12 protein-coding genes are annotated in these 10,992 nt (G+C 66.8%); 4 read left to right on the top strand and 8 right to left on the bottom strand.

All coding sequences use genetic code 11. The features are described 5' to 3' along the window. Positions 1 to 213: 213 nt before the first annotated feature. Genes LCE31_RS02860 through LCE31_RS02835 form a run of 6 tightly spaced genes read right to left on the bottom strand, consistent with a single transcriptional unit; the run spans position 214 to position 5,043 of the window. Positions 214 to 1,446, bottom strand: coding sequence for an acyl-CoA dehydrogenase family protein (locus tag LCE31_RS02860; protein WP_225012330.1), 1,233 nt, complete (start codon positions 1,444 to 1,446; stop codon positions 214 to 216). Positions 1,447 to 1,505: 59 nt separating this feature from the next. Next, positions 1,506 to 2,126: a GAF domain-containing protein gene (locus LCE31_RS02855; protein ID WP_225012329.1), complete on the bottom strand. Its 621-nt coding sequence runs from the start codon at positions 2,124 to 2,126 to the stop codon at positions 1,506 to 1,508. After that, on the bottom strand, positions 2,113 to 2,733 hold the full coding sequence (locus LCE31_RS02850; protein WP_225012328.1) for a GTP-binding protein: 621 nt from the start codon (positions 2,731 to 2,733) through the stop codon (positions 2,113 to 2,115). Before LCE31_RS02850 ends, LCE31_RS02855 begins: the two co-directional genes overlap by 14 nt. Beyond that, on the bottom strand, positions 2,720 to 3,043 hold the full coding sequence (locus LCE31_RS02845) for a DUF742 domain-containing protein (protein ID WP_308042176.1): 324 nt from the start codon (positions 3,041 to 3,043) through the stop codon (positions 2,720 to 2,722). The genes LCE31_RS02850 and LCE31_RS02845 overlap by 14 nt, the downstream gene beginning before the upstream one ends. 31 nt (positions 3,044 to 3,074) lie before the next feature. Beyond that, positions 3,075 to 3,503 carry a roadblock/LC7 domain-containing protein gene (locus LCE31_RS02840; RefSeq protein WP_225012326.1) on the bottom strand — a complete coding sequence of 143 codons (429 nt, stop codon included), beginning with the start codon at positions 3,501 to 3,503 and terminating at the stop codon, positions 3,075 to 3,077. Next, entirely contained in the window at positions 3,481 to 5,043 is a 1,563-nt protein-coding gene (locus tag LCE31_RS02835; protein ID WP_225012325.1) for a sensor histidine kinase, read from the bottom strand. Before LCE31_RS02835 ends, LCE31_RS02840 begins: the two co-directional genes overlap by 23 nt. Before the next feature lie 1,076 nt (positions 5,044 to 6,119). Here LCE31_RS02835 and LCE31_RS02830 point away from each other — a divergent pair. Both LCE31_RS02830 and LCE31_RS02825 read left to right on the top strand, forming a co-directional pair. Continuing rightward, positions 6,120 to 6,533: an ATP-binding protein gene (locus LCE31_RS02830; RefSeq protein WP_225012324.1), complete on the top strand. Its 414-nt coding sequence runs from the start codon at positions 6,120 to 6,122 to the stop codon at positions 6,531 to 6,533. Further along, complete coding sequence (locus LCE31_RS02825) at positions 6,520 to 7,557, top strand: aldo/keto reductase (RefSeq protein ID WP_225012323.1); 1,038 nt, start codon at positions 6,520 to 6,522, stop codon at positions 7,555 to 7,557. Before LCE31_RS02830 ends, LCE31_RS02825 begins: the two co-directional genes overlap by 14 nt. Positions 7,558 to 7,579: 22 nt before the next feature. Here LCE31_RS02825 and LCE31_RS02820 read toward each other — a convergent pair whose 3' ends face one another. Together LCE31_RS02820 and LCE31_RS02815 are read right to left on the bottom strand one after the other, a co-directional pair. Next, complete coding sequence (locus tag LCE31_RS02820; protein ID WP_225012322.1) at positions 7,580 to 8,077, bottom strand: NUDIX domain-containing protein; 498 nt, start codon at positions 8,075 to 8,077, stop codon at positions 7,580 to 7,582. 11 nt (positions 8,078 to 8,088) lie between these two features. After that, positions 8,089 to 9,300, bottom strand: coding sequence for a hypothetical protein (locus LCE31_RS02815; RefSeq protein ID WP_225012321.1), 1,212 nt, complete (start codon positions 9,298 to 9,300; stop codon positions 8,089 to 8,091). A gap of 409 nt (positions 9,301 to 9,709) precedes the next feature. Between LCE31_RS02815 and LCE31_RS02810 the strand changes: the two genes are divergently transcribed. Together LCE31_RS02810 and LCE31_RS02805 are read left to right on the top strand one after the other, a co-directional pair. After that, a complete protein-coding gene (locus tag LCE31_RS02810; RefSeq protein ID WP_225012320.1) occupies positions 9,710 to 10,585 on the top strand; it encodes a helix-turn-helix domain-containing protein in 876 nt (291 codons plus the stop codon). Continuing rightward, positions 10,582 to 10,842: a DUF397 domain-containing protein gene (locus LCE31_RS02805; RefSeq protein WP_225012319.1), complete on the top strand. Its 261-nt coding sequence runs from the start codon at positions 10,582 to 10,584 to the stop codon at positions 10,840 to 10,842. Before LCE31_RS02810 ends, LCE31_RS02805 begins: the two co-directional genes overlap by 4 nt. Positions 10,843 to 10,992: the final 150 nt, after the last annotated feature.

Genomic DNA, 10,992 nt, shown 5'->3' with positions numbered 1-10,992 from the left:
TCCGTCGCCTGGCCTGACGGGAGCACGAGTCGGGCGACGGAGTTGTGGGGCGCGGTAGTTCGGCGTCTGAGTGAACGGGCCGGGAGGTGGGTGGGATGGATCGACAGTCGGTGAGGTGTGGTGTCCCATCTCCGGCTGCTGGATCGGGGGTATCGCTGCAGCCGTGGATGGGGGTCTGTGTGCCGGCACAGAGGGCTGGCTGGGAGGGGTCGGTCAGGCAGTGGCGGCCACGGTGTCGGGCCGGGCCGGGCGGCGCGCATATTCCGTGGACCACTGGATGGGGTGGCGGCCGACGACGGCCTTGCCGAGCCGGTCGATCTGGATGTCGTCGGGTCCGGCCGGCGCCTCCAGGAAGCTGACGTCGCGCCGGATCCGATCGAGGACGGTGTCAGCGAGTATCGCGTGGCCGCCGTGCAGAGAGACGGCGATGGCGACGGCTTCGCGGGCGCATCGGGTGGCGACGAGCTTCGCGTTGAACAAGTGCTCGTCGCACCCCTCGCCGGTGTCCAGTTTCTGTGCCGCGGTCTGGGTCACTGACTGCGCGGTCACCAGCAGCGATTCCATCTCGCCGAGGTGGTACCGAACGATGGGTTGGTCTGCGAGACGTGTGCCGTATCGCGGGCGTGCGGAGAGGAATTCACGGGTCGTGTCCAGGACGCGGCGGATCATGCCCACGGCCATGGCCGCGAAATTCAGCCGCCCGCACACGATCGACGCCACGTGTGCCACACGCATCCCCTCTCCCATCGCGCCCAGCAGGTTCCCATCCGGCACCTGGACTTGGTCCAGGTGCACGGTGCCGGCGGTGAATCCGTGCATCCCGACCATCTTGGGCTGCTCCACGATCACCCCCGCCCGGTCGGACTCCATCAGGAAAGCTGACAGGCACCGTGCGTCTCGGGAATCGCCCTCGTCCGTGCGTGCGATCACTACGTACAGATGCGCGATGCCCGAGTTCCCGATGAGGCACTTGGTGCCGTCGATCACCCAGCTGCCGCTGCTGGTACGTGTTGCCGTGGTGCCGATCTCCAGGAGGTTGCCGCCGTGTTCAGGCTCGGTGACCGCGATCGTGGGATATACGGCGCCGGAGGCCACTTTCGGCAGCCAGTAGTGCTGCTGGCTCTGGCTGCCGGCGTAGTCGATCGCCAGGCTCGGAATCAAAGACGCCTGCAAGATCGCTGCCGCTGCACCGCTGGAGTAGGAGAGTTCGTCCAGAAGAATGCACCGGGCCACGTGGCCGGCGCCCATCCCGCCGTGCTCGGTGCCGAGGAGGATGCCGAACCAGCCGCGGGCGCCCATCATGGCGGGCAGTGCCCGGTCGGTGTGCGTGCCGGTGGCCTCCAACTGCTCAACGCGAGGCTGGATTTCCTTCCTGGCGACCTGCCGCACTTCGGTGCGCAGGAGCAGGTGGGCATCGGTGATCTGAGGGGGGACCATGATGGACATCCGTGCATCGCCTCCCTGGGGCGTGTCGGCCGAGCCGGGGGATCGGGGATCAAGGTCTTTCAGGAGGCATTCGCCGAATTGCCCGGCGGACCGCAGATGGCGTGGGCGATCTGGTGAGCGTGCCGCTTGATCAGCTCCACGCCGGGCGTGCCCCACGGGGTCTGCGTCTGGCTGACGATCGCCACCGTGCCGAAGATGACGCTGCTGGTGGGATCGACGAGCTGGGCGCCCAGGTAGGCACGGGCCCCGATCTTGTAGATCGCGCCGTTGCTGGCGGCGCGGGTCCAGGCGTAGACGTCCCCCAGAGGGAGGGCTTTGCTGCGCCCCACGGTGATGACGCACCAGCCGTCCTTGAGCTCCATGAACCGTTCTTCATGGCGTCCGGAAGTCGACACGCCGACCGCGTCGGCGAAGCCGGGTGTGGCATACCAGCCTGCGAAGTACTGGTGATCATCCTTGATGAAGTTGATCACGCACAGCAGAGCGACGGGTGCTTCACGGGGCGCGGCCAGCGCAGGGAGGTGGTCGACTGCATCCTTGATCACAAGGCCGGCCATCCGATCCAGCTCGGGGATGGGCTGGTCCTCCCACAAGCCAAGCCGTATCAGCATGTTCTTGCGTTCGGCGGGGTCGACGATCGGCTCGTCGTCTCTACTGGGCGATACGTCAAGGTTGGACATTTTCGGCTCCGACGGAGGTGGCGGTCAGGGACGCACGGTTGTAGGCGTGTTGGACGAGGGCGATGAGCACTGACCGGGCCGACCGCTCTCGGCGGGCGTCGCAGGACACCACGGGCACGGTCGGATTCAGCCGGATGGCGGACCTGACCTTGTCCTCCGGGTAGGGGTAGGCGTCCTCGAAGCGGTTGATGGCCACGACGAAGGGCAGACCGCGCCGTTCGAAGTACTCCACGGCGGCGAAGCAGTCCGCCAGGCGCCGGGTGTCCACCAGGACAACAGCTCCGACAGCCCCGTCGGCCAAGTCGTCCCACATAAACCAGAAGCGGTCCTGCCCAGGTGTTCCGAACAACAGCAGTTGCAGGTCGGGGGCGGACTCGGAGCGCCTGTCCAGCGTCCTGCGGCCGAAGTCCATGGCTACGGTGGTCGTGGACTTGTCCGGGATGCCGTCAAGGTCGTCCGTGCCGACGCCGGCGAGAGTGAGTGTTTCCTCCGTGCGCAGCGGTGTGATCTCGCTGACCGCTCCGACGAAGGTTGTTTTCCCCGCACCGAAGCCGCCTGCGATCACGATCTTGAAAGGGATCGCGTCCCGTGCGCTAGGCGCGCTCAAGACCTTCAAGGACGCTCCTCAGAAAGACTGGGTCAGTGGGGTCGCTGGTGAAGCCGCTAGGCGTGGGCACCACCAGGTAATGCTGGTCGAGCAGATCGGACACCCAGATCTTGGTGACCTGGAGGGGCTGGGCGATGCGTCCGGCGACCTCGTGGACCGACAGCAACCGTCCTCGGCACAGGTTGACGATCCTGGCCTGGTGCGGTCCGAGGAGGGACTTGGGAGGGGAGCTGCTGGCCCGCACCAAGGACGTCCGGTCCAGTTGATGTCTGGGCTCGGTGCGACCGCCCGTCAGCACATAGGGGCGCACCGGCCCGAGGCTGTCGTCGTCGGGGGCCATCTCAGCCTGCCTGGCCGTCCGAGCGAGCCTGAGGGTGGCGCGCCTCGACCGACATGACGTGGGAGACCTGCTTGACCAGGAGCGCGATGTCGTAGCCGATCTGGCCGACGTCGACGGTGGAGTCCGTGAGCACGGTGACGTTGGCGCCCGGCCCCCCGGGGACGACGAACAGGAAGCCGCCGCCGAACTCGGCGACGTTCTGCTTGAGGGTGCCGTCGCCGTCCAGAAGGGAGCCCACGCCCTTGGTCAGGGAGAACAAGCCGCTGGTGACCGCGCTGAGCCTGTCAGAGGCCCCATCCTCCACGAGGTTGTGCGCGGCCAGTTGCAGCCCGTCCTTGGAGGACACCAGAACGCTCGTTACACCGGCCATCTTCGAGGCGAAGGTCTCCAGGAGGAAGGAGAGTTGCTCACTGACGTTCGCGGATGCCATCGGTGTCTCCAGGCAGTTGGGGGGCGGAATGCTCGGTAGTGTGCGTTGTGTACCCGGTGGATCGGTCGGTGTCGGCGTCCTGGCGCCCTCGGGTGAACCGGGCCAGGAGAGTGGGGTCGTGCTCCTGCTTCGAGGGCGGCGTCGGTGGAGCGGCTGGATGCTGCAGGCCGGACGCCAGGTAGCTCCTGTTGGATTGCCGGACCGGCAGATCCGGCACCGGGCCCCCACTCCGGTGCGCACCGGATGGGGCGGGGCCCGATGACGGCCCGTCGCCGGAATCCGCCCCCCGGTTGAGAGGCAGGCGGACACGGGGGCCGACTGTGTGCTGAGGGTGTGTCCGCTGTGCGGATTCCGCTGCCGGGGGTACGGCGTGGGCAGCTTCCGTCGGGAGAGGGACAGCCACCGGTCGTTGGCCCGCGTCTTGGCGGGGCTCGAACAGGCCGTGCGGGATGACGACGTTGGCCTGATTTCCTCCGTGCGGCGTCGACTCAAGGGTCACCTGCAGGCCCAGTGAGTTGGCGTATTCGGTAACGACCCAGATCCCCATCTGGCCGCCGTCCTGGAGGGGATTGCTCGCCTGGTGTGCGGCGGGATCGGACAGGTGCAGGTTCAGCGCGTGGCGTCGCTCCTCCGGCATCGGCACGCCCCGGTCTTCGATCTCGACGAGCACTCCGTCAGGGACCAGCGTGCCGCGGACCTTTACGTTCGTGTGGGGTGGGGAGAAATTCGTGGCGTTGTCGATGAGTTCCGCCAGCAGGTGAGCGATGCCCGCGGCAGCCTCGCCTCGAATGATGCCCAGGTCCAGTGCACCATGCGTGACGCGGCGGTAGTGCTCCACCTCGCCGAGGGCGTGGCCGACTACCTCGAACAGCGAGACCGGTCGTGAGGAACGCTGTGGGCGGGCGCCCCCCACCAGTGCGAAACTCTGGGCCATGCGGCGCACCCGGACGACCGTGTGGTCGAGCCGCCACGCCTGCTCAAGGAGGGCTGGGTCTTCGTTGGTGCGCACCAGGGCATCGAACCCCGCCGAGGCGGTGCTGAGCAGGCTGATCATCCGGCGCCCGATGGTCACCAGCGCGGCCCGCTCTTGCCGGCCGGCAGTGTCAACGACTGTCTGGGCGCGTGCGAGGAACATGCCTACTTGGGACTGCAGGACGGTGAGGTTCTCCACGAGCCCCGAGGCAACAGGGAACCTGTGCTGTGTCTCCGCGGCGATGCCTTTTCGCTGCAGTGTCTCCTCGATGGTGTGGATACCCTCCGCCAGGTCCGTCGTCATCTGCTGGACGATGCGCTCGGCGATCCTGCGTTCTTCCTCCCGTTGCGCATGCCACGCGGCGTCCGTTGCGCGCTGTCTGAACGCAGAGGCCACGGTCCGTCCCACCGCAACCCAGCCAGCGGCCATCGTGATGCAGCTGAGCGCGACCGCAACACCCAAGGCCTGGCCGGCGTCCACAGGCGTCGAGGGGTGGCGGAGCAGGTAGTCCGCTGACAGGGCCACGGCACCTGATGCGGCCGCCGGCACGACGATCAGCGCACGCATCCGGGCACGAAGCGCGGAGTCGGTGGCCAGCCCCTCAGCCGGTCTCCCGTGCCGTCGGCGGGAAGCAGATGGAGTGTCAGACATCGTGATCCTCGGTGGGTGGGTCGTCATCGATGCGGCCTCGCCTCTGCCAGTTGCGCTGCAGTGTTGATGAGGCCGATGTGCCGCCATGGACGAAGTGCGCATGGTTGCTGGAGCAAGCGGCCTTTCTGCGTGTACGTGGTGAGCGAGAGGCGCAGCGTGAGCCAAGCGCCGATCTCTCCCGGGCAGAGGGCTGTCCTTGCCTTGCGGGGGGCCACGGAGGGGAGCCCCAGGGCGTGCCGGCTGCCGGCGGCCATGTGAGGAGAAGGCCGCCAGGCAGCGTTCATGGGTTCTCCGGCCGGGCCTGCGGAGCTGGCCAGGAGACCTCCAGCGCGGGGGAGGGCGCCGGGAACCGACCAGACGAGAGTCACCACGGCAGCAACCTTTCCGCGACGGGGACGAAGGAACTGCGCATAGCCTTGCCGATTCTTGGCATGCTCCGATAGCTCATTCGGCCCCCACTTCTCCCCACTTCGGGGGTGCGGCGGAAAGCAGAGAACCCCCGTCCAGCTCTCGCCGAGGTGCCTACAAATAGGCCTAATTCCGTCGTCATGCCCGGCGTTGATGCCGTACCTGGGACCTCGCAGCTGAGGAATGGGCTTCGCCACCCCACTTCTCCCCACTTCTCTGGAAGTGCTTGACTGGATGTGAGCGCAGTGGTACATGCGTTTGGCCGAGTGTGTTGGTAATTGTGATCAGATCCCCAGGTGGGAGCGGGTTTTCGGCACACTGCGCCGGTCGCGCCGATGGGTGGCTGCCTGCTCCCCTCCGCACGCCGATCGTGTCCGAGCGCATGAATGTTGCTCGTCAGGCGAAGTGGGGAGAAGTGGGGTGGCGAATGAGCTATCGCCTGCACTGCGACATGGGCCACGGTATGCAGCAGGACTTCCTGTCCACGCCCCCCGGGCATCGCGAATGCAGGAGGAGTGATCCCCGTGCTTGGTCCCACCAGCACTGTCTTGCCATGCGGTCAAGAACGCGACGACCGTCGCGAGATGATGCTGCACGCCGCGATCGACCTCCGCGACCTCGAAGCACCGCAGAGCGCCGCTCGCCGCATAGTCCGAACGACCCTCGCGGGGAAGGCCGACAGCGGATACACGGATGACGTGGTTCTGGTGGCCGACGAGCTGGTGGGCAACGCCCTGGAGCACGCTGGGGCGGCGCTCGACATCTGCCTCGATGTGTACAGCTGGGGAGTGTCGATCCAGGTTCGCGACGGTGGTGAAGACACCACGGCAGTTCCGGGGACGCCCCTGGTCGCCGCCGAAGGTGATGAAGGCGGGAGAGGTTTGTTTCTGGTGGACGTACTGGCGAGCGCCTGGGGAGTCCAGCGCGACGAGAAAGGGAAGCGGGTCATCGCGATCTTTCTTTACCGGGCGGGGGTGTTGACCGATGTCACTGAGTGATCTCGCGCCCCGCCGTCTGGCCCCGGGGTTGATGGTGCGGCCCCTGGGTGTTAGCAGCGGAACGTCCCGATGGGCGCCGAACGCCCGTCCACTGCGGGACGCACGGCTGCTCGACGGGCTGCGCCGTGTTCTGGACACCGGCGGCGACGGACTGCAACTGCTCGACACGGCTGACAGTCACTGCCGTGGCCACGCCGAGCGGCTGGTCGGCAAGATCCTCAAGGATCACCGGGGTCACAACGTGCAGGTCGCGAGCAAGGTCGGCCGGGTACTGGGCTCTGCTGCCCACCCCTACGCCGGCCCGCGGGTCCGTCACCAGCTCGAACAGACTCTGGAGAACCTGTACTCGGACCAGTTGGCCCTCTATACCCTGGAGTCCTACGATTTCGGGCGCGGCGACCGGTATCTCGACCCGGTCGTTGAGCAGATGCGGGCCCTGCGCGATCTCGGCGAGATCCGGGCCATCGGGCTGCGGGGTCCGTGCTTCGGCTCCTCGCCCCGTTCGCTACGACGTTTCCTGGATCTGTTCGACTGGATCCGTCCTGATGTGGTTTGGACGCAGGCGAGTGGGTTGCTGCCGCTGGCCGACCTTGGGGACGGCGAGGACCTCGGGGCCTTCGCAGTGCGCCGTGGTGTGGGTCTGGTGATCGCCTCGCCCTTGGCCCACGGGGTGCTCGCGCGGGGCTCAGTAGACCGTGCTCTGGCCGCGTGGCCGGGCACGGCGGCCGATCGAGAGGCGGCAGCGGAAGCAGTCAGACACGGTCTCGCACAGCTGGCCGACCGGTTCGGTCCTTCTCCGCAAGCCCTGGCCCGGGTGGCCCTACGATCCATCCTCCAGCGCGCGCACAATGCCGTGGTGGTGGTCGGCGTCGGAGACGAGGAGCAACACCGGCACGACCTCGGCCTCCTCGGCATGCCTCTGTCCGAGCAGGAGCTCACAGTGGCCGACGAACAGTTCACCCGCATGCGGAATGTGCTATTCACGCCCGTGGAGCCTGCTCCATTCGTGGAAGTCGTCGTGTGACCGCCCGATGGGCCGGTCTCTTTCAGAGAGCGACACCGTTTCGGAGGTAGCGCGGAACTCCGTCTCCCAGGATCTCCAGGGCGTTGACGGCCCGGGCTCGCTGACGTCCGGGAAGTAGCTCTAGTGCTTCCGGGATCTCGAAAAAGCGGTGCTCAGAGATCTCCTCGTCGCTCGGCTTGAGCCCGGTAACCTGCTTGGGTGACAGAACACCGGCGTCGAAGACGAAGCCGAAGAGGTCGTCCCACGGGCCGTGGCGCCCGACCCAGTCGACGCACAGAAACCGCAGACCGGCGACGGTGAGGTCGAGCTCTTCCCACAGTTCGCGCCGAAGGGCGTCATCGGGAGCCTCGTTCTCCTCGGCCATGCCACCGGGCAGATCCCATTTCGATTTGTAGGTCGGGTTCACCAGAAGGAGTCTGCCGGCCTGGTCCCGGATCAGCGCGTCCGCGGCGGTACGCTTCCGGGCCTGCTGGGCATTGCCCTGGGCAAGGTATGCCTCACGGCCGGGTTCGCCTGGCATCGGTGCATCGTTCACTGTGGACCTTCCGGGAGCGCGAGACTGCCGAGCAGCAATCTACGGTGCTGTCCGGTGGCAGTCATCCACGTGAGGAGCTCGCCTACCTTGGAAACCTGTCGATAGGGATCGAAATCGGCCTGCAACGCGGCGAGTTGACCGCTGAGGCGCACAGATGTCACCGACTGGCAGGCGTGGAGCAACTCTCTGCCGACCGCGCACGCCGCGTCGGGCTCCCCTTGCGCGAGGAGGACTCGTGCCAAGGTGACCTGCCCGAACGCGCGGCTGCGGACCCGGCTCGCATCACGCAACGCCAAGGCGTACTCGGCTTCCTTGACTGCCTCCTTGAGCGCGCCGAGCTCCAGGAGGACGGAGGCTGCCTCGCTGGCGAGCGCCGCTTCATCGAAGGGAGCCGCCCAGCGGGACGGCGGCGCGGTCCGCGCGAGCACGAGGGCTTCGCGTGCGCATTCGAGCGCGCGCTGCGCCTCGCGCTCGGCGTTGAGCTGGGCCAGCGCGCGGGCCTCCATGGCGTGGAGACGGGCCGTGATGGTGGGTACCCGCGGGCCGGCCGTGAGGCGGGCGAGTCCGCTGCGGGCGAGATCGGCGGCGGCGTCGGCCTGATTGGTCTGCAGGGCCAGGTGGCTCATGCCGGCCATCACGTTCGCGCCGGCCGTCACGTCGGTCAGGCTCTGCGACAGCCGAAGGGCCCGGTCGAAGTGGGCGGACGCCAGATCGTCTCGGCCGGCGTCGTGGGCCATCCACGCTGCCATCTCGGTGAGGACCACCGCTGCGCCGAAGGTGGTCTCGCTGTCGTCGCTCTCCGTTGTGCTGAACAAATCCGGGGCGACGACCGCGTTGAGGTAGTGCACCACGGACCGGTAGACGTGCGCGCCGCCGAGCTGACGGTCAGCGAGGCGGAATGACTCCATCGCGACCAGGTGCGGCGACATGAAGTCGTGCCCCGCCTCGCGAGCGAAGAGCTGCTCCGCCGGTTCGCCGAACAGATGCTCAAGGACACGGCATGTCGTGGGCCGTGGAAGGGTCTTGATGTCTCCGACCATCCAGCGGTCCCAGGTGGACTGTGCGACGTGCACGGAGGCGAGGGAGGCGTTGCCGTCGATCTGGGCAACATCCCTGGCTGCCCGCTTGAAATGGATCGTGAACGTCTCGAAGAGGCCCATGCGGTGGGCCTCGACCACCTGTGGGAAGCGGATTGCCCTGCGCATCATCACCTACCGCCTTCAGATGTCCGTGCCGAAGCCGAGGAGGGGTACGTCCAGGTTCCCGCCACGCCGGCGCGCAGTGACGCTGCTGGTAACGGCCCTGCAGCGGGCCTGGGACCATCGATTCGATGCACGACGGACGTTGACCCAGTGGTGCATGTGCCCCTCAGTGACATGGTGTTGGCCTCCGTCCGCAGAGGTTTGGCTTCAAGCCATTGCACACGGGGGCAGGTGCAGCCCAGCCCAATGACGCGGTGGCTGACATGGACATGTGCATATGCGACATGACGCCACGGCGATGTCGCATGCTGTTACCCGAGTAGCATGCTCCTCACAGCATGGCTCTGGCAATGTGACTGGTCAAATTGCCTCGCGCCGGTTGTCCCGACCGATGCCAGACGGCAGACTGACAGCCATGGTCCAGTCGAAGAGCACGGTGCCGGCCTCTGTGCCGCGGCGGGAGCTGGCGCAGATCTTGAAGGATCTCCGAGTCGCGAGTGGTTGGACGCTAAAACAGGTTGCGGATGAAGCTGGAGTGGATCACGGACACCTCAGCCGGGTCGAGCGAGCCACCCGCGGCATCTCGGAGGAACTGCTCGGCAAGCTGATGGACGGCCCGTACGAACAACTCGCCTCAGTCGGCGAGCGGGACCGTGCCTTCGAACTGCTGCACGCCGACCTCGCCGAAGAGGATCCGTACAAGCGGCACAGCCACCTCCTGACTCCGACCCAGTACGGCGGCTACCTCAAGTTCGAAGCGGGTGCTTCGTCCTTCAGCGCCTACGAGATCGCCCTGATCCCAGGCCTGTTGCAGACGAAGGAGTATGCCGCAGCGGTGATCGAGGCGATGCGCCCCGATCTCAATAGCCGTGGCGTGACCACTTTGGTGGAGATCCGAATGCAACGGCAGGAACGCCTCCTCGGCGGCCACAAACCATTCAAGGTCGTCATCGACGAGGCCGCCCTGCGCCGACCGGTCATCGCGAGCGAGGCGATGAAGCGCCAGTTGCAGCGCCTCATCGACATCGTCGAGTACCCCTCCGTCTCCGTGAGCCTCCTACCGATGACGACTGGGTGCCACGCAGGCCTGTACGGCTCCTTCATGATCATGGACTTCCCCGAACCGACACCCAGCGTGGTGTGGGTCGAGGGGCTGGCGGAGTCGACATACTTCGCGAAGCAGGACCACGTCGATAGCTACATGGCGGCATTCGACAGCCTCTGGGAGTGGGCGGTCCCCCTGACCGCCGGCTCCGCCCTCGTTGAGAACGTGATCAAGGAGCTTACGTGAGCAGCAAGTCCCCCGTCGAGTCCGCGCGCGCCGGAAAGCCGACCGCGGATGATCTCGATCTTGGAAACGTCGAATGGCGGCGTACGTCGTTCACCGGCGGCAACAACAACTGCGCCGAGTTCGGGCGCGCCGGTGACTTCATCGTCTGGCGGGACTCGAAACGCCCCGAGCAGGAGCCACTCGTCTACACCCAGGCTGAAGTGAAGGCCCTCATCGACGGCGTACGGGCCGGCGAGCTGGACTACCTGCTCGACTAACCGCCTAACTCGAACCGTCCCTCACGGGAGGTGACCCACGGGTAGTGGGGTCACCTCCCACGCTTTCTCCCCTTCCGCTGCGGCCACCGACACCGAGCAGTTCACATTCTCAGTGTGAGACCCGACCGTGTACCCCTCCTTCCGCTCCCA

Origin of the sequence: Streptomyces sp. 8L (genome assembly GCF_020176795.1) — a bacterium.
Taxonomy (GTDB): Bacteria; Actinomycetota; Actinomycetes; order Streptomycetales; family Streptomycetaceae; genus Streptomyces.
This window is presented reverse-complemented; position numbering and strand designations above follow the sequence as displayed.